Consider the following 18,766-nt stretch of genomic DNA (forward strand, 5'->3'; position numbering starts at 1 on the left):
AGGAGAAAGTAATGAAACAATATGTAATTTGCCAAATTATCAATGGAGAAAAATATTTAGCTGCTTATGCGGAGACGAAGGAGGAAGCAATTGAAAAAGCAGAATTGTTAGGATTACGAACGGGAAATCGATACACAGTTATTACTGCAGAGGAAGCAGAAGGGTTAACGTATCCTTAAACAACGTATAATAATGATGCAGAAAGTAAATAAGCCTAGTAATATATTATTACTAGGCTTATTTTTTTGAAAGCGTTACGTGTTCTCGTATGAAAAGCAATAGTATTATGAGTCAAGTTGACGGAAGTAACGATTTGATTTTCTATCCTGCTTTCCGTTTCTATAGTCATCAATATATTGTCTGAAGTTCCACGATTGTAAAAACTTATTTGCGGCATTATAACCAGAATTGTATAGCCACTCTTTTTCTTCCTTTGTTAAGTCGAAGTTTGTACTAGTAATAGCCCCTGTTGGAATTGTAATTGTTCTTGCTTTTGATTCCTTGTCTAAATGACGTAAATCATGAGCTTGCATCATTGTTTTAAATAGTCCTTTGAACATGGAAATAGGCTCGTTATAGTGAGCAGGATCAGCTTGAATCTCATCTTTTACAAAATGAAATCCGAAAGTCGGCCAGCGAGGAGCGGTAGGTGAATCGAAGATCCAAATTGGATAATTACTTAGAATTCCTCCATCAACCATATAACAAGGCTGCTTCCATTTTGGAGTTCTCCATTTTACGGGTTCAAAGAAGAAGGGGATTGTACTACTCATTCTTACCGCTTTAGCGATAGAGAAGCGATAATTTAAAAATCCGTAGTTTGGTAAGTCGTCAGGAAAGACAACCATTTTACCATTACTAATATCAGAGGCGATGATTTTGAGTTTGTTTAGATCCGGTAAATCAGTAAATAAATGAATACCTTTTTTCCGAAGCAATTCTTCAATCCATTCTTCTATAAATGCATTAGAGTATATACCTAGAGTAGTCCATGCACTTAGCCCCTTACCGATAAAAGGAATTCTATCAATAAAAGTTTTTTTCATAAATTTATTATAATCAATATCAGTTATAATCGTTTTTAACTCTGAACAAGAATATCCTGTCGCTACAAGTGCTGCAATAATCGAACCAGCCGATGTACCAGCTACACGTTCCCATTCATAACCTTTTTCGGCTAACGCGCAAATTGCCCCAACATGCGCAATACCGCGCACACCGCCTCCTTCAAAAACACCATCAATCTTCATTAAACATACTTCCTTTCAAATAAAAGATTTGGAAATGGCAAAAAAGCACGTATTGTACGTGCTTTTTTACAATGGTTTTTAAGTTTACTAGCAGCCTACAAAGCCGCCCCAACAGCTAGCTCCGATGATGATTAGAAGGATAAATAAAACGATTAATAAAGCGAAACCTCCGTAACCACAACCGCCGCCACCGTATCCGTAACCACAGCAACTATATCCGTAACCCATGTGGAATTCCTCCTTATATTTAAAAATGAACGAGGGGAAAATGTACTGGAAGAATTAAAGAATTATCGTGTTTGTAGGAACAATGTATAGTATGCTTTTTTAAACTTGTTCGCGTACGAAGGATAAGCCCGTTTTTTGGAGGCTTGTTGATTTTGTAAAGAATGAAGTATAATCTTTGTACTATGATATAAATAAGTATGTAAATGTAAGGAGAATTTATGAATAAAAAAATTGAAGTATTAATTGATAAATATGAACTAACACACTTGAAAGAGGAACTTATTAATACTGTATTTCCTTGTATAAAAGTTGTGCCAAAGCAGCAGGAAACTGTTGCGATAGGTAGTTCGAAAATGGGAGGAGTTCCTGATTTACCAGCTTTATTTGAATATCCAAAGCATAAAGGAAATCCACTACAATTTATCGCGCAATTTAACTTAAGTGATTTACAAAACGTTGGTATGGATCACAATCTTCCTAAGACGGGGATGCTGTATTTCTTTTGCATCGAAAATTATTTTGAAGAAAATGTGAATCTAACAGAGGCTGGGCGTGTACTTTATTATGATGTTCCTGTAGAGCAATTACGAAGAGAAAATGAAGTACAAGCGAAATATAACCAGTGTGCAATTACTTTTGAACTGACATACAAATTACCAGAGCTTTTCATTGAAGATGAGGCTGATTCAGATCGTTTCTTGCAATTACTTGAAGAGCTAATTCCGGATAACTACGATAACCATCAAATGTTTGGTGAGCCATTCTCTGTACAAGAGGAAGTGTTATATGAGACAGGAGAATATATGGGAGTAGACCCACAGCAAATGACTCTTTTATTCCAAATTGATTCAGATCATAAAAATTGTAATATGGTTTGGGGAGAACTAGGGATGCTATATTTCTGTATTAGTAATGAAGATTTGAAAAATCAACGTTTTGAAAATACATGCTGCGTATTACAAACTTGCTAATGAAAAAAGGTTGTTCTTTTAAAAAGAACAACCTTTTTATGTGAATTAATTAATATGCATAATCTCATATGACCTATACGAAAAAGTATTGTATACTCTGAAACTATACGATACTTTTTCGTATAGTTATAGAATGTAAGGAGTGACAAGATGGGAAAGACAAGTAAGTATGTGACAGCTGCCGCACTTTGTTCAACTATAGTAATGGGAGGCTTACAAGCGTCATCTGTATCTTATGCAGCTACAAATCCGACTACAGTGACAGCACAATCAGATGTAAAGTTATTAGATGATTTCAGAAAAGAATTAAAAAAACAGATTGATAATCGAGAAGAAAATATTACAATCACATATAAAACAAAAGATAGAAATGCTAGAAATATTATGGATCAATTGTATGGTGAGTTTAATAAAATTGTAGATGCTGATGAGTATGTAAAATATAATGTAGCGTCTACTAGATATTCTATTAAAGGAATGCCAGGGGACTATACGTTTACACTGCAAGTAAAATACCGTGAATCAAAAGAACAAACTCAATATGTAAAAGCTCAGGCGAAATCAATTGTTGGATCAATTGTAAAACCAGGGATGGATGAGCATGAGAAAGTAAAAGCTATTCACGATTACGTTGTTAAGCATGTGTCTTATGATACGTCTTATCAAGCGTATACAGCATATGAAGCATTAGCGAATCGTTCTGCCGTTTGCCAAGGATATACATTATTAACGTATGAGTTGTTAAAAGAGGCAGGTATTCAAAATCATATTGTAACAGGCACAGGAAACGGACAAGCTCACGCGTGGAATTTAGTGAACATTGAAAACAAATGGTATCACCTAGATACTACATTTGATGATCCAGTACCAGATAAAGCAGGGCGTGTAACTTACTCATATTTTAACATGTCTGACGAACAGTTAAGTAAAGATCACGACTGGGATCGTAGTAAATATCCAGCAGCAACTACAAGTTATTTTGGTGAATTAACAAATAAAATAAAAGCTGGTAGCTCAAAAACTGTCGTATATGAGCAAATGTTAAAAGAAACAAATTTACAATACTTATCTGCAGAATACGGAGCAGAAAATTATAATGAATTTAAGAAAAAGTTACAGCAACAGTTTGCAGCCAAACCAGAAAAAGTAGAAGTACGATATAAGCAGTCCATGGATGGAACGATGCAAGATATAAAGAAAGTATTAAATGAAATAAATTGGCCAAAAGGTGCAAAGCGTGTGTCTTATCAAGTAGCACCTTATAGTGCATTAGCGGGTTATTCATTAGCGACAATTACATTTACGTATTAAGCAATGATAAAGAGCATCTGTAAAAGATGCTCTTTTTATATTTGTTGATCACTTTAAAATATTGAGAATTATGTGATGAAATAAAAAGGAGAGGATGTGAATGCGGAATGAACTTGTTTGAAAGTAATATATTTACATTGATATATACTTGTTTAGTAATCGGACTTATCGTTTTGTTTTTCATATCATTTACTTTGTTTATTAGAAGAGTATTACAAAGCAGTGCTGCAAAGAAACACCACGTGATTAATATGAACCAGAAGCTAGATCGAATTATTGAATTGCTTGAAAAAGATAAGAAATAGCGATAGAAGAAGTATGAAAAGGGGAAAGAGAATGGCCAATTATATAAAAGAATTACGTGAAAAAGTAGGACATGATTATGTTTTCTTAAACTTTGCCGGTGGTTGTGTATTTAATAAAGAAGGAGAAGTATTACTGCAAAAAAGAGGAGACTTTAACGCTTGGGGATTTCCAGGTGGCGCAATGGAGATAGGGGAATCAGCTGCGGAAACTGCAATCCGAGAAATAAAAGAAGAAACCGGGTATGATGTAGAAATAAATGAGCTTATTGGAGTGTATACAAAATATTTTCAATCATATCCAAATGGAGACAAGGCCCAGTCAATTGTGATGTTCTTTTCATTCTCAATAGTTGGAGGTGACAAAAAAGTAGATGGTGATGAAACGTTGGATTTGAAGTTTTTCCCGTTAGACGACATGCCACCGTTATTTTGTAAACAACATGAAGATTGCCTGCAAGATTTATTGGAGAAAAGAGTAGGGGTATATCGTTAACATATAAAAAAGAAGCTAAATGAAGATTAGCTTCTTTTTGATGTTTAATTTATTTCCACCAATCATCAAACATTGACGCTGGTACTTGTCTTTTATGCTCACTCACTGTGTAACGTTTTTCAATTTTCTCTGCAACGTCAGCTGGAACTGCTTTACCTTCTAAATAATCATCTAATTGATCATAAGTAATACCTAACTCTGTTTCATCAGCTTGACCTGGTTTTTCATCTAATAAATCAGCTGTTGGCATTTTTAAGTACAGTCGCTCGTCTGCACCTAACTCTTGTAATAATGCACGTCCTTGGCGCTTCGTTAATCCCGTTAATGGTAATAAATCTGCACCACCATCTCCGAATTTTGTAAAGAACCCTGTTACAGCTTCTGCAGCGTGATCTGTTCCGATAACAAGTAGCCCTTTTTGTCCACCAATTGCATATTGAGTAACCATACGGATACGTGCTTTCACGTTACCCTTATTGAAATCTGTTAATGATTCACCCAATAAGTTTTCATATTGATTTGAAAAAGCATCAACAGTTGAAGCAATATCAAATGCAACAGATTGATCTGCTTGAATGAATTGTAATGCTAATTGTGCATCATCTTCATCTTTTTGTACTTTATAAGGAAGACGCACGGCGATAAACGTTGCATTACCACCTTCGTTACGAATTTCTTCAACTGCAAGTTGTGCTAAGCGTCCTGCTAATGTAGAGTCTTGTCCGCCGCTAATACCAAGTACAAATCCTTTTGCACCTGTTTTTTTTACATAATCCTTTAAGAAATCAACTCGTTTACGAATTTCAATTTTTGGATCAATTACAGGCTGAACATGTAATGCTTTCATAATCTGTTCTTGTAATGTCATTATGTTTCCTCCTATTCATATTAAAGCGGTAATTAAGTTTATATGTATAATGGTACATACTTCTATCCTTTATTATTTCGCAAAATTAACGAATATACAATAGGATGTGTGTATGAATATGAATGTAGTCATTATAAATAAAGTACTACGTATAAGCAATTTTTTTAAACCTTTCAAAAATGTAAGGTTTTTGTCATTTGAATCGATGGAAGGTATTTCCGCACTTTACTAATATAAAAACATAGATAGTAGAAGGGCGGAGAAGTAATATGAACATTAGAGAACTAGCATATCGGAATGTAACCCGAAATAGACGGACATACTCAGCCTATTTTTTGAGTAGTGCATTTGCAATTATGGCCTTTTTTGTGTATTCATTTTTTGCGTTTCATCCGGCATTAAGTGCAGGAGAATTAGGTCAGTACGTATTCGTAAGTATGTCTTTTGCACAGTCTATTATTTACTTATTTACATTCTTCTTTATTTTATATTCCATGGGAATGTTTTTAAAAACGAGAAAGCATGAACTAGGAATTTTAATGATGCTAGGTATGACGAAATATCAATTAAAGCGTCTGATCTTTTTTGAAAATATTATAATTGGAATAGGGGCAATTATTTTTGGTATTCTTTCAGGTATGTTATTTTCAGGGGTATTACTATTTGTCGCTCCGATGATATTGAAACTAGATATCTCCTTATCCTATTACATACCGATGAAAGCAATTGTTGTAACGAGTATTATGTTTTTTATTTTATTTATGATCATATCATTGTTTAGTGCAGGAATGATTCGTAAAAATAAGATTATGAAGTTGTTTAGGGGATCAGCAGAGGCGAAACCGGAACCGAAAGCATCAATCATTTCTTCCATATTAGCAGTAGTATTGCTTAGTGCTGGCTATGTAGGAGCTCTTCTATCACATGGAGCAATGGTATTTATTATGATGATTCCTGTTACAACGGTAGTTATTATTGGGACGTATTTGTTGTACAAGCAGCTGAGTGTCTTTATTATTCGATTATGTAAAAAAAGTAAACGTTTCTATTGGACACAGACTAATATTATTACGTTATCAGATTTAGCGTATCGCATGAGAGATAACGCAAGAATGTTCTTTATTGTAACCATTATTTCTACTGTAGCATTTTCCGCAATAGGGACATTAGTTGGCTTCGCATCCATGACGAAAGGGATAATGGAGAGACCGATTTCGTTTCATTACCATTCTAAGCAAGGGAATAGTAACGAATCACAGCATATACAAATGATTGACAAAGGATTAAAGAAACATAGTATAGCAGCTTCAAAAACTAATATTTCGACAAAGAAAACGGAGGAACAGTCGTTAAGAAGCGCCATTTTTATAAAAGAATCAGACTATAAGAAATATGCAAAGTTAACAGAAGAACCATTTAATACTGTAGCAAATAAAGAAGTTGTATTTTTGTCAGCTAATATACCAGGGCCAACGATGAAAGAAAGAAAAGAAATTACTTTACCTAATATGAATAAAAATTTAAAAGTGAAAAAAGTTACTTCATCTTCATTGGGGAAAATATTAAGAGGAAATGTTTATGTAATCTCTAATAATCAATATGATTCATTACAAGATGGGTTTATAGAGACAAAAGATTATATGTATAAAACTGAAAGAACGAAAGATGAGACTGAAATTGGTAAAGAGCTTACGCATCAAATTAAACCGTATCAAGAATATTCAACGTTTAGTGCGGAAGAGTACGAGCAAAACCAAAGTTTACAAATTGCAGGACCGATTTTATTTGTAGGTTTCTTTATTGGTATAGTATTTTTCGTTTGCGCAGGAAGTTTCCTTTACTTCCGTTTATTCTCCGATTTGGAGAATGATGTTCGTTTGTTCGAAATGATTCGTAAAGTTGGATTGACAAGTAGGGAATTATCGAAGGTAGTTACAATTCGATTGGCGCTTTTATTCTTCGTTCCAATTGGTGTTGCAACATTACATGGAGCAGTAGCCTTAACGGCGTTAGGGCAAATGTTTGAGTACTCATTGTTTAAAGAAAATACAGTTGTATTAAGTGTTTTCATAGGTATTCAAGTTGTATACTTCTTACTTATAAGATCCCGTTATGTAAAACAATTGAAAGAGAGATTACGTATGCATTAAATGTGTTTTTTAACTCGAGTACAAAATTTTCTAAAAAGAGGCAAGTATTGTCAAAAAGTGATAAAATGGAAAAAGCGAGGCGAAAAAATTAATAGAGAGTAAGGGGGGAGAAATATGAAAGCAACAGGAGTTATTCGAAAAGTAGACGAATTAGGACGAATTGTTATCCCTAAAGAATTACGCGATGTATTGGGAATACAAATTAAATCACCGCTTGAAATTTTTGTAGAAGCAGATAAAATCATTTTACAAAAATATCAACCTTACAATGCTTGCCAAATCACAGGTGATGTTTCAGGGCAGAATATTACATTAGCAAATGGAAATATTACAGTTGGGATAGAGGGAGCGGAATATTTAGTAAAAGAAATAGAAAAGTTTTTAAACAAGAGTGAGGTTTAGTCTTAATTTATATTATTTTTCAAATACATATCATTCTTTTAAAAGACTGTAAGAGGACCATTAATTGGTCCTCTTATTTTGGTTATTAGTTGAACGACCCGGGTTGTTACTTCCTACAAATCATAGGGAAAATAAAAAAGTATTATAGAGGTAGTAAATGATGTTGAGAAATATTTGAAAAGAAGGAAAACAAAAAGAATAAAACGAATGTTACATTTACACGTATTCAAAAGTGGTCTGAAATGAAAATAATACATTTTCAGGAGGGATTACGATGAGTAGTACAGTGAATAAACAAAAAGGTATACAATTGATTCCGTTTACCGTAAATAAGGTGGTAGAACAAGTAAATGAAATTCCACCAGGTGTACAACTGATTCACGCTCCGCAAGTATGGGAAAAGAGTGTGAAGGGGCAAGATGTAGTCGTTGCCGTATTAGATACAGGGTGTGATACTAATCATATAGATTTAAAGGATCGTATTATCGGCGGAAGAAATTTCACAAAAGATTATGAAGCTGATCCAAATGTGTATCTTGATAATAACGGACATGGTACTCATGTTGCGGGAACGATTGCCGCGACTGAAAATGGTGTCGGTGTATTAGGAGTTGCACCACTTGCTAAAATGTTAGTATTAAAAGTTTTAGCGGGAGATGGTTCTGGGAGTTATGAGCAAATTATTGAGGCAATTCATTATGCTGTAAATTGGAGAGGGCCGAATCAAGAGAAAGTGGGAATTATTTCAATGTCACTTGGTGGTCCGCAAGATGTTCCAGAATTACATGAAGCAATTCAAAATGCGGTAAAGCAAGATGTTCTCGTTGTATGTGCTGCTGGAAATAATGGAGATTGCGATGATGAAACAGAGGAACTAGACTTTCCGGGTGCGTACTCCGAGGTAATTGAAGTTGGTGCTGTTAATTTAGAGCGGAAGATTGCATGTTTTAGTAATTCAAATCAAGAAATTGATCTAGTAGCGCCAGGTGATGAAATATTATCTACGTATCCAGAAGGAAAATATGCTGTGTTAAGTGGAACTTCCATGGCGACGCCGCATGTTGCTGGAGCGCTCGCCTTGCTCATTAAACAGTGTGAGAAAGAATACGGTCGAAAGTTATCGGAGCCGGAAATATATGCACAACTCATTAAAAGAACTGTACCTTTAGGGTACGAACGTACATCTGAAGGGAATGGATTAATAGATTTATTAAAAGAATAGCCATATTAAAAAAACATCTCATATGAATATGAGATGTTTTTTTAATATGGCTCTGTCGCATGTAATACAACTTGTAATAAACCTGGGAATCTAGCATTTAAATCTTCTTCACGAATTGAAATGAAACGTTGTGTTCCTTCAAGGCGCGTGTACATAACACCTGACTCACGTAAAACTTTGAAATGGTGAGATAAAGTTGATTTTGCAACAGGGATGTTTAAAGCACCACAAGATTGTTCATTTTTCTCTAGTAAAATATTTACAATTTGTAAACGAATTTGATCGCTAAGTGCATATAAGACAGAAGAAAATTGAATTTCTTCTCGATTTGGATGATAGAGTGTACGCATATTTCACCTACTTGTATAAGTTAAGATATTTGCACTATAACATATAAAGTGCTATATTTCTATTGTTCGAATATATTCGAACAATAGAAATATAGGGGGAGAAAAAATGAAGTATACAAAATTGCAAAAGGCAGGATTAAATATTTCAAAGTTGGGTTTAGGTACAAATGCAGTAGGGGGACATAATTTATATGCTGATGTGAATGAAGAAGAAGGAAAGCGATTAGTAGAAGAAGCTATTCAGCAAGGGATTACATTTTTTGATACAGCAGATTCATATGGTTTCGGTAGATCAGAGGAATTAGTAGGAGAAGTATTAAAGGGAAAACGTCATGAGTTTATACTTGCTACAAAAGGTGGAATTCAACCGTTGTTAAATGGAGAAACTTATATTAACAATGAACCAAGTTATTTAAGGAATGCTGTGGAAAATAGCTTAAGAAGATTACAGACTGATTATATTGATTTATATTATTTACACTTTACAAATCCTGAAACAAGTTACATAGATTCAATCGGAGAGCTTACTCATTTAAAAGAAGAAGGGAAAATTCGTTCAATTGGAATATCGAACGTAAACATAGAACAATTAAAAGAGGCGAATCAACATGGTCATATAGATGTTGTACAATCTCCATACAATATGTTAGAACGTACAGCTGAGGAAGAACTGTTGCCGTATTGTATAGAAGCGGGTATTTCATTTATTCCATATGGGCCTCTTGCTTTTGGAATATTAGGCGGAAAATATACAGAAGATTTTAAATTGAACGAAGTCGATTGGCGCCAAAATGTAAATCTATTTGAAGAAAATACATATAAGAGTAATTTTAAGAAAGTGGAAAAGTTAAAAGGGCTAGCTAAAGAAAATGATATTGAAGTGTCTCATTTAGCGTTAGCATGGTTATTAAATAAAGAAGGAATTGATACTGTTATACCTGGTGGAAAGCGGGCAGAGCAGGTAAGAGAAAGTGTGAAAGCGGTAGACGTTGTATTGAATGAAAGAGTCATGAAAGAAATCCAATCTATTTTAGAAGATTAGTGAAACAGAGGGAGAGTACCCTCTGTTTATATAAGGAGAAGGTCTAAATGAACAGAGCACTAGCTGTATTTTTCACAATAATGTTTATGATCGGTACAGATACTTTCTTAATTTCACCACTGTTGCCGACATTACAACAGGTGTATCATGTTTCAACTGAGTTGTCAGGATGGATGGTGAGTTCCTATGCTTTAGGGTATGCTGGATTTGCACTTATCGCTGGTCCTATATCAGATGGATTAAACAGAAAAAAAGTGATGGTACTAGGTATGAGTTTTTTTGCAATAAGTACGTTTTTGTGTGGAATTGCACCGAGTTTTTTATGGATGCTAACATTTAGATTTTTAGCAGGTGTAAGTGCAGCTTTTGTATCTCCACAAGTGTGGGCATCCATTCCGCTCCTTATAGAGAAAAAGCAAATTGTGAAAGCAATTGGGATTGCAACAGCAGGGTTATCAATCTCTCAAATTTTAGGGCTTCCACTGGGAGCTTATTTAGCAACGATACATTATACAATGCCATTCTATTCCATTGGTATATTATCAGCACTACTTGTCATTCTTATTTATGTTGTATTACCAGAAATCCAGTCGGTTCATATAGGTGGAAATAAAAAAGCTATCTTAAAGCGCTATAAACAATTACTTACAGATTCAAAGGTTTCACTTTCTTATTTTGCATACTTTGTTTTTCAAACCGGAAATTTTGCTGCATTTTCATTTTTTGGTGTATGGCTTTCCATTCAATTTGGCTTACAAGTTCATGAAGTAGGTACAGCTATGCTCGTATTAGGATTAGGAAATTTAACTGGTAATATTTTTGGTCCTAGAATCGTAAATAAAATTGGTTATAACCTTTCTTTCTATGGTGGAATTATATTTACAGCAGTGCTATATGTATTACTTCCTCATGTAAAGAACATTGTATTGGTGGAGTTATCGTTCTTTGCTTTGTTTTTTGTGACAGGAATTTTGTTTGTATTAATGATGGGACATTTACAAAACATGTCTAGTATAGCAAGAGGAACAGGAGCCGCGCTTGCAAATGCTTCTATGTATATTGGTCAAATGATTGGAGCGGCAATAGCAGGAATGTTATTTGCAGTATCTCACAATTTTATACTTATAGGTAGTTTTACTGCGTTACTATATATAGGAGCTTTATTTTTGTTTAGAAAAAGTGAAAAACTTACTGAAAATAGTGAAACAGGAATTGTATCATAAAGCTTGTATAAATATTTCGCAAATCAGAATTAATAAGAGTGTGAATACATGAATGTGCTTTTAATTAAAGTGGTTACTAAAAGTATAGAAATAGTAGAAGAAATGTATTGTAACAAAGTTATGAGGAATCAAAAAATAAAAATCCCTATAAAGATAGGGATTTATATATCGGCATATAGTTCCTTGGAAAAGGATATACTTAGTTTAACATATCGGACTACTTATATTTGTGAAATAGATGTGAAAGTAATGTGAAAAATGCCGAAGGAAAAAACTATTTAAATAGAGGGCAATTTAGATGGGGATATGGATTTTACATAAATGTTGTGTTATATTTCTACTTATCTGTTAATAATTACATATTTTAATTTTATTAGGGATAAAAGGGAGAGGTTTAAATGCAATGGTATTTGAAAGCTCTAAAGAATTATGGGAATTTTAGTGGTAGAGCTACGCGAAAAGAGTACTGGATTTTTAGTTTATCCAATATCGTAATTTTTTGGCTACTGTTATTTTTATCATCATTTTTAGAGGTGTTAGTTGCTATTATTGCGTTGCTATTTATGTTAGTAATGATTATACCAAGCTTTTCGGTTGGTGCACGACGATTACATGATATTGGGAAAACGGGATGGTGGCAACTATTAAATTTTGTACCGTTTGGTAGCGTTGTTTTACTTGTATTTTTTATCATTGAAAGTGAAGAAAATGACAATCAATACGCACCAAATCCGCATTCAGATTTAAAAGAAGCGATTTAATAAACTTGTTTAGTTTGTAGCATTACTAGTTCAATTATTTTATCTATTATTAAAATGGTTTGCGTGGGCTAATATTATTAGGTTGATCTTTAGGTTTAGATGACTTTTGAAACTGTAAAAATGGAAAGATAAAGGCAGAGGGAATATAGCATGGAAAGAAAAAAATTCTAAATAAAAAGCACTGTTTTAGCTAATGTAGCTAAAACAGTGCTTTTCTCTTTGATTGAACAGTTGCAGCATTTTCATCATGTATACCTGCATCTTTAATAATTCGTTGTTTTGCTTTATTTAATAGATGGTTTACTGCTTCGCCAAAATAGTTAGCTTCGCTTTTTGTGCGGGCTTCTCGTAAACATTTATAGTTTTCTAGCAGTTCCTCTTTTTCGGAGTTTGTTAAGAAATCTTCTATTTTCTTTTTTGTCATACGAAACACCCTTTCTCCTGACAAACGACGCAATAGAAAATATTTATTTCTCATTATAACAATAATTTTAAAAGAAAGTATACACTAACGTCGCAATAATTTGTCAATTTCTTGAATCTTCTCATCAGCTTTCCCAATTTGCGTATTTTTAGCCTGTTCGCCACCAAGAGCTTGATGTAGTAAGAAAGTTTGGCCGGAAATAGCAGTTACAATGGATACTTTTATAATTTCTTTTATTGCGGTGACATCGAATAAAACGAGCCCAAGAAGTGCGGCTAGGCTACCAGTAAAAATATCAGTTAAAAATCCAAAATGAAAAAATGTTTTCAAACGGCGTGGAAGCAATAACTTACCTTGGTTATTGATTAGATGGGAAACGAAGCCGGTAATGCCACCAACGAGAACAGCGGTTAGCCATTGATACATTTCCATCGAATCCACTCCTTTTAGTGAATAAGATTCGATTATTTTATATTGATTCCTTTTAATATTTCATATAAGCATATTGAGAAAGTTTGTTTGGGTATATTTTGTATTCAAATTAATTGTAACAGAAAATTTAGATATATTTCAGTCTATTATATGAATCATTTTTACAATAATATGAATGCAGAAAGGGGTGCGTGATATGAATATAGATTATCGAATAAGAAGCGTAGATGGTTATACAAAAAAAATAGGGGAATTAGTAAGCCTGCTTGAGCATACGAGAGCTGTAACATTAGGCGAAGTAAAAAATTTATCAGTTGAGAAATTAGATTTAATTATGCAAAGCAGGGGAAATTCAATTGGCGCCTTATTAAAGCATATAGCAGCTATTGAAAAAGTTCATCAGCTTATTTCATTTCAAGATCGTGACTTTACAAAAGAAGAATTAGAAATATGGGAAGATGCACTGTATTTAGGGGAAGCGGGTAGAGCAATCCGTGGTCATGAAATACAGTATTATGTACAACTTCTACAAAGTGTTCGAGAAGAATCTCTGAAGTATTTAAGTGAACAAGGTGATGAGTGGCTCATGTCAGAAAGAAAGTGGCCTAACGGTGTAGCATATAACCAGCACTATCTATGGTTTCATGTGCTAGAAGATGAAATTAGTCATCGAGGACAAATTAGAATGCTCAAAAACAAGTTATTTGAAAATTACGTAAAGTGATGTAGCTTTTTATAGGAGAATTCCATATAATGAGAATAATTAAAATAAGAACGGGGTGATGTATTATGGCGAAAATAACTTATATGAATAATCAACCAAATACAAAGGTGGATGGAAAGGGCGATATTATATAAGGTAATTCGCAATCCTTTCACTTAGTACAAACTAGGGAGGATATTTATTTGAATCAAAATATTTTAGAATCTTTCGGCTGGGATTCATTTTTTGAAGAACAAGTTACAGAGAAAAATTATGAAGTAGGTCGTATTTTACTTGAGCATAAGCATATATATCGCATTATTTGTAATGATGGTGAATATATGGCAGAACTGTCTGGGAAGTTTCGGCATGAAGTGATTACGAAAAGCGATTATCCAGCAGTTGGTGATTGGGTGTATATAAAGAAAATAGAAGATGAAAAGAAAGCGATTATTCATCGTATTTTCCAGCGAAGAAGCTCTTTCTCAAGACAAGAGGCTGGAACAAGAACAGAAGAACAGATTATAGCAGCAAATGTAGATTATTTATTTTTAGTGAATGCACTTAATCATGATTTTAATGTTAGAAGGATGGAACGTTATTTATTATTAGCGTATGAAAGCGGTGCTATGCCAGTTATTGTTTTAACAAAGAGTAGTATATGTAATGATGTGGAAGAGAAAATTGTAGAAACGGAAGCTATAGCAATTGGTGTTCCTATTTTCGTTGTTGATAGTTTAGAGCATACAGGTATTGATTCGTTGAAACAAATCGTTTCTTCAGGGAAAACAATTGCTTTAGTTGGATCATCAGGGGTAGGAAAGTCAACTTTGTTAAATGCTTTAATAGGAATTGATGTAGCAAAAACGGGAGATATACGTGAAGAGGATAGTAGGGGGAGGCATACGACAACGCATCGAGAATTATTCCAATTGCCTAGTGGAGCTCTCGTGATTGATACGCCTGGCATGAGGGAATTGCAACTTTGGGAAGGCAGCGAAGCGATTCAAACAGCATTCTCTGATATTGAAGAACTTGCGACAACATGTCGTTTCCGGGATTGTAAGCATGAGAATGAACCAGGATGCGCGGTGTATAGTGCAATTGAAAACGGACTTATTACGATAGATCGTTTGAAAAGCTATAAAAAATTACAAAGAGAACTGGCGTATTTTATGAGGAAACAAGATGCAATCCTTGCCAGAGCAGAGCGTGATAAATGGAAGAAAATTTCTAAACAACATAAAAAAATGTAAAAACCAAAGGGCCCCTTTGGTTTTTTCTATTTGTAAATTTTATAATAATATTATTCGTATATATAGACAAAGGGAAATTAATTGTTTAAACTTTACAAAGTATTCACCATAATAGGTTATGAAAATAATAATTAGGGAATGGGAAATATTCATAATTAACTCAAATTAACTTTTAAATTTGAAAATTAGGAGGTTCATAATGGGTAAACTATTAAATTTGTTTCGTGATATGAAAGTAGCAAAAAAGCTATTAATTTCATTCTTTGTAATTTTAATTGCGGCTGTGTCTATTATTGGAGGCATGTCTTATCAAACAGCCAAAAAGAATTTTGAATCGCAAATTAAGAGTAGTGCCAACGACAATATAAAAATACTGGATAATTTAATCAATCAAATGATTGATGCAAAATTTAATGATGTGAATAATTTTGCACGGGTGATTCAGGGGAATATGTATCAAGGAGATAATCAGGATGAATTAAGAAAAATGTTATCTCAATATATAAATTTAAATAAAGATGTTGAACAAGTATATGTTGCCGGAAATGATAAAAAATTTGTACAAGAACCAAATATACAAATGGCAGCAGACTATGATCCAACAGAGCGTTCTTGGTATAAAGATGCAGTTGCAAAACAAGGTGGTATTGTTGTTACTGAGCCATATAAGGCAAAAGGAAATGGACATATTGTCGTAACAATCGCAAAACAAACAGAAGATAAAAATGGGGTTGTTGCGCTAGATTTAAGTTTAGATAATTTATTAAAAACATCAAAGTTAATTAATATTGGTAAAAAAGGATATGCCTTCATTTTAGATGGAAAGCAAAAAATAATTGCTCATCCACAAGAAAAATCAGGAGAAAAAGCGGCTGATTCTTGGGCAAAGAAAATTTATGAAGATAATCACGGTGCTTTTTCATATTCTTATGGCGGTAGTGAAAAGAATATGGTATTTGCTACAAATGTAAAAACAGGTTGGAAAATTGGTGGAACTATGTACTCAAGTGAAGTAATTGAAGCTGCTCAACCTGTATTTTATAATATGTTAATTGTTATGCTTATCTCATTAGTAATAGGTGGAGCACTTATTTATTTTGTAACACTTTCAATTACGAAGCCTTTAAAGAGATTAGTTGTTACCTCTAAAGAAATAAGTGAAGGGGATTTAACGCAAACAATTGAAATTCATTCTAATGATGAAATCGGCCAACTTGCTAAAGGCTTTAATGAGATGACGAATTCGTTACGGACGTTAATCGGAAGAATTAACGATTCAGCTGGGCATGTTGCAGCGGCATCAGAAGAGCTAACTGCAAGTGTAAGGCAAGCAAGTGAAGCGACTGAGCAAATCACAATCGCAATGGATGAAATATCAAGTGGGGCAACGACGCAAACAACAAGCGTAGAAAATGGCGCTATGTTACTGTTTGATGTAACGGAAGGTATTCAGCATGTAGCAAATAGTTCATCATCTATTAATACGGCTTCTGCACATACTCGTGAAAAAGCAGAAGATGGTGGGAAACTAGTAGGAAGAACAGTAAACCAGATGCAGTCTATTGCAGAATCTGTGTCACAATCAGATGCAGTTATACAATTACTAAATAATAAATCAAAACAAATTGGTGATATTTTAGAAGTAATTCAAAATATTGCAGATCAAACAAACCTTCTAGCTCTAAATGCGGCGATTGAAGCCGCAAGAGCCGGTGAGCATGGAAGAGGTTTCGCAATTGTTGCAGATGAAGTGCGTAAATTGGCAGAGCAGTCTAGCGTATCTTCTAGTGAAATTAGTAAATTAATATGTGAAATACAAGATGATATGGGTAAGACAGTCAAATCTATGAATCATGTAAATGAGGAAGTTCAATCTGGACTTGTTATCGCAAATGAAACGAAGCAAAACTTTGCTGAAATTTTACAATCTACAAATGAAATAGCTAATCAAATTAAGACGATGGTTGAAACGGCTAATGGAATGTCAAAAGGGGCAAATGAAGTATCTATTTCGGTAGGACAAATTGCAATGACAGCACAAAATAATGCAACAAGCACACAAAATGTTGCGGCTTCAGCTGAAGAACAGCTAGCTTCAATGGAGGAAATTGGATCCGCAGCGGGTACATTATCTCAAATGGCTGAAGAGTTACAAGGACTAATTGACAGATTTAAAGTTTAATAGAGAACAGACTATCCCCTAGTAGCATTATGCCACTAGAGGGTAGTCTGTTTTATTGTGTAAAATCAAATAGGGATGTAGACTTCCTTTATGACGTTTAAAATGGCATTTTGCATAATGTTTGTCGAAAAATAGAGGTATTTGTTAGCTTTGTGTATAATTATTAACGTATAGAATACAAATAAAAGGAGAGTATTATGGGAGTGTATTGGGGGACAAAAAGACATTCTTGGCTTAGTTACGTCTCATTTTGGCTAAGTATTTCATTTTTTATTGTTTTTCTAATTGAAGTGTTTATATTAAAAACACTTTCGAATAGCTCGGTACAAATTGTTAAATATTTTTATTTTATACTTGTACCGGTAAATATTTTTCTTAGTTTAAAGTTACTATTTAAGAAGAATGAAAAGAAAGCGTTACCTATTTTTAGTTTCATTGTCTCATTATTATTTGCAATTTTAATAATCGTATTAGTTTTAGCAGCTATAGGGAAGTTCTTTTAAGGGGAGTGGTATAAGTCACTCTCCTTTTTTATTTGTGGTAGTCTTACTATATGTAAAAGTATGAATGCTGTGAGCTAATAAAAGCGGAGAGTAGACAATATTTGCATGGATTAAAGTCTGACGTTATTTAAACTTGTAAGAGTGTATGGAGTAATGAGGTAATATACATAATAATGAAGATAGAATTAGTTATTTTATAAGTATCTATGAAGCAAATGAATACGGTAAGAACGGTGATATATGGTACAATAGCTATGGATAGTGATAGAGATAAAGGGTATATAAAATACTCATCGTTTTTTAGTAAGAGAGGGGTTATCTTATGCTATACGAGGATTTGGAGACATTATTTCAAACAGCTCCGAAAGAAGATAGAGGCGGATGGAAATATATAATCCAAGAACAAAATGATACATATAAAATTGGTGATGAAATACTGAAAAATCAAATGAGTGTCGAATTGTATTTTAATGAATACGATGAGGTGAAAATCACTTTATATAAAGATGGAATTCCGATTACGACTATACAAAGAATTGTGATTTCAAAAGTTGAATTAGACGAAGATGAAGAAGGTATTCAATTTGTTTTAGAACGCATGCCTAGTCGAATGATTCGGTTGCAGTTAAAGCCGTATTTAGCATTAGAAATGGGACCGTACTGGGAAGTATGTGATGATTGTGAATGAAC

The 18,766-nt window shown here is 33.7% G+C and carries 23 protein-coding genes; 17 read left to right on the forward strand and 6 right to left on the reverse strand.

Annotated features, from left to right (window positions below; all coding sequences use genetic code 11):
- Positions 1–11 precede the first annotated feature (11 nt).
- A complete protein-coding gene (locus BAQ53_RS09335) occupies positions 12–179 on the forward strand; it encodes a DUF3933 family protein (RefSeq protein WP_000816377.1) in 168 nt (55 codons plus the stop codon).
- 105 nt (positions 180–284) lie between these two features.
- Here BAQ53_RS09335 and BAQ53_RS09340 read toward each other — a convergent pair whose 3' ends face one another.
- Entirely contained in the window at positions 285–1,250 is a 966-nt protein-coding gene (locus tag BAQ53_RS09340) for a patatin-like phospholipase family protein (RefSeq protein ID WP_208906794.1), read from the reverse strand.
- A gap of 87 nt (positions 1,251–1,337) precedes the next feature.
- Positions 1,338–1,478, reverse strand: coding sequence for a YjcZ family sporulation protein (locus tag BAQ53_RS09345; protein ID WP_000540419.1), 141 nt, complete (start codon positions 1,476–1,478; stop codon positions 1,338–1,340).
- Positions 1,479–1,696: 218 nt separating this feature from the next.
- On the opposite strand from BAQ53_RS09345, the gene BAQ53_RS09350 reads away from it, so the two are divergent.
- The 4 genes from BAQ53_RS09350 to BAQ53_RS09365 all read left to right on the forward strand — a co-directional run bounded on the left by BAQ53_RS09350 (position 1,697) and on the right by BAQ53_RS09365 (position 4,558).
- Positions 1,697–2,449 carry a YwqG family protein gene (locus BAQ53_RS09350; RefSeq protein WP_001034839.1) on the forward strand — a complete coding sequence of 251 codons (753 nt, stop codon included), beginning with the start codon at positions 1,697–1,699 and terminating at the stop codon, positions 2,447–2,449.
- A gap of 150 nt (positions 2,450–2,599) precedes the next feature.
- The gene (locus tag BAQ53_RS09355; protein WP_000520860.1) at positions 2,600–3,760 is read left to right on the forward strand and encodes a transglutaminase domain-containing protein; all 1,161 of its coding nucleotides are present in this window, start codon (positions 2,600–2,602) and stop codon (positions 3,758–3,760) included.
- Between the two features lie 107 nt (positions 3,761–3,867).
- The gene (locus BAQ53_RS09360; RefSeq protein WP_001048102.1) at positions 3,868–4,065 is read left to right on the forward strand and encodes a DUF4083 domain-containing protein; all 198 of its coding nucleotides are present in this window, start codon (positions 3,868–3,870) and stop codon (positions 4,063–4,065) included.
- A 31-nt stretch (positions 4,066–4,096) separates the two neighbouring features.
- Complete coding sequence (locus BAQ53_RS09365) at positions 4,097–4,558, forward strand: NUDIX hydrolase (RefSeq protein ID WP_000024999.1); 462 nt, start codon at positions 4,097–4,099, stop codon at positions 4,556–4,558.
- Positions 4,559–4,607: 49 nt separating this feature from the next.
- On the opposite strand, the gene nadE is transcribed toward BAQ53_RS09365, so the two are convergent.
- Complete coding sequence (gene nadE, locus BAQ53_RS09370; protein WP_000174891.1) at positions 4,608–5,426, reverse strand: NAD(+) synthase; 819 nt, start codon at positions 5,424–5,426, stop codon at positions 4,608–4,610.
- 269 nt (positions 5,427–5,695) lie between these two features.
- Between nadE and BAQ53_RS09375 the strand changes: the two genes are divergently transcribed.
- From BAQ53_RS09375 to BAQ53_RS09385, 3 genes are all read left to right on the forward strand, one after another.
- Entirely contained in the window at positions 5,696–7,576 is a 1,881-nt protein-coding gene (locus BAQ53_RS09375) for an FtsX-like permease family protein (protein ID WP_208906796.1), read from the forward strand.
- A gap of 114 nt (positions 7,577–7,690) precedes the next feature.
- Entirely contained in the window at positions 7,691–7,978 is a 288-nt protein-coding gene (locus tag BAQ53_RS09380) for an AbrB/MazE/SpoVT family DNA-binding domain-containing protein (protein ID WP_000648325.1), read from the forward strand.
- Positions 7,979–8,252: 274 nt separating this feature from the next.
- Entirely contained in the window at positions 8,253–9,200 is a 948-nt protein-coding gene (locus BAQ53_RS09385) for a serine protease (RefSeq protein WP_000099754.1), read from the forward strand.
- A 41-nt stretch (positions 9,201–9,241) separates the two neighbouring features.
- Here BAQ53_RS09385 and BAQ53_RS09390 read toward each other — a convergent pair whose 3' ends face one another.
- On the reverse strand, positions 9,242–9,550 hold the full coding sequence (locus BAQ53_RS09390; RefSeq protein WP_046945368.1) for an ArsR/SmtB family transcription factor: 309 nt from the start codon (positions 9,548–9,550) through the stop codon (positions 9,242–9,244).
- Between the two features lie 106 nt (positions 9,551–9,656).
- Here BAQ53_RS09390 and BAQ53_RS09395 point away from each other — a divergent pair, with 106 nt between their 5' ends.
- The 4 genes from BAQ53_RS09395 (at position 9,657) to BAQ53_RS09405 (ending at position 12,576) form a co-directional block, all read left to right on the forward strand.
- Positions 9,657–10,592, forward strand: coding sequence for an aldo/keto reductase (locus tag BAQ53_RS09395; RefSeq protein ID WP_000877961.1), 936 nt, complete (start codon positions 9,657–9,659; stop codon positions 10,590–10,592).
- Between the two features lie 47 nt (positions 10,593–10,639).
- Positions 10,640–11,815: an MFS transporter gene (locus BAQ53_RS09400; protein WP_001077918.1), complete on the forward strand. Its 1,176-nt coding sequence runs from the start codon at positions 10,640–10,642 to the stop codon at positions 11,813–11,815.
- A 48-nt stretch (positions 11,816–11,863) separates the two neighbouring features.
- The gene (locus BAQ53_RS26205) at positions 11,864–12,070 is read left to right on the forward strand and encodes a hypothetical protein (RefSeq protein ID WP_001101743.1); all 207 of its coding nucleotides are present in this window, start codon (positions 11,864–11,866) and stop codon (positions 12,068–12,070) included.
- A 143-nt stretch (positions 12,071–12,213) separates the two neighbouring features.
- Complete coding sequence (locus BAQ53_RS09405) at positions 12,214–12,576, forward strand: DUF805 domain-containing protein (protein ID WP_208906798.1); 363 nt, start codon at positions 12,214–12,216, stop codon at positions 12,574–12,576.
- 199 nt (positions 12,577–12,775) lie between these two features.
- On the opposite strand, the gene BAQ53_RS09410 is transcribed toward BAQ53_RS09405, so the two are convergent.
- Entirely contained in the window at positions 12,776–13,000 is a 225-nt protein-coding gene (locus BAQ53_RS09410; RefSeq protein WP_000162602.1) for a hypothetical protein, read from the reverse strand.
- Positions 13,001–13,084: 84 nt separating this feature from the next.
- Positions 13,085–13,432: a DUF4257 domain-containing protein gene (locus BAQ53_RS09415; protein WP_000426317.1), complete on the reverse strand. Its 348-nt coding sequence runs from the start codon at positions 13,430–13,432 to the stop codon at positions 13,085–13,087.
- A gap of 196 nt (positions 13,433–13,628) precedes the next feature.
- On the opposite strand from BAQ53_RS09415, the gene BAQ53_RS09420 reads away from it, so the two are divergent.
- From BAQ53_RS09420 to BAQ53_RS09440, 5 genes are all read left to right on the forward strand, one after another.
- Positions 13,629–14,156: a DinB family protein gene (locus BAQ53_RS09420; protein WP_046945365.1), complete on the forward strand. Its 528-nt coding sequence runs from the start codon at positions 13,629–13,631 to the stop codon at positions 14,154–14,156.
- Between the two features lie 182 nt (positions 14,157–14,338).
- On the forward strand, positions 14,339–15,391 hold the full coding sequence (gene rsgA, locus BAQ53_RS09425; RefSeq protein ID WP_208906799.1) for a ribosome small subunit-dependent GTPase A: 1,053 nt from the start codon (positions 14,339–14,341) through the stop codon (positions 15,389–15,391).
- A gap of 199 nt (positions 15,392–15,590) precedes the next feature.
- Positions 15,591–17,573, forward strand: coding sequence for a HAMP domain-containing methyl-accepting chemotaxis protein (locus tag BAQ53_RS09430; RefSeq protein ID WP_000517286.1), 1,983 nt, complete (start codon positions 15,591–15,593; stop codon positions 17,571–17,573).
- A gap of 197 nt (positions 17,574–17,770) precedes the next feature.
- Positions 17,771–18,076, forward strand: a complete 306-nt coding sequence (locus tag BAQ53_RS09435; RefSeq protein WP_000539571.1) for a hypothetical protein — start codon at positions 17,771–17,773, stop codon at positions 18,074–18,076.
- A gap of 322 nt (positions 18,077–18,398) precedes the next feature.
- Positions 18,399–18,764 (forward strand): DUF3979 family protein, encoded by a 366-nt coding sequence (locus BAQ53_RS09440; protein WP_000965062.1) that lies wholly within the window; start codon positions 18,399–18,401, stop codon positions 18,762–18,764.
- The last annotated feature ends 2 nt before the right edge of the window (positions 18,765–18,766 follow it).

Origin of the sequence: Bacillus sp. B25(2016b), assembly GCF_001679765.1 — a bacterium.
Classification (GTDB): domain Bacteria; phylum Bacillota; class Bacilli; order Bacillales; family Bacillaceae_G; genus Bacillus_A; species Bacillus_A thuringiensis_K.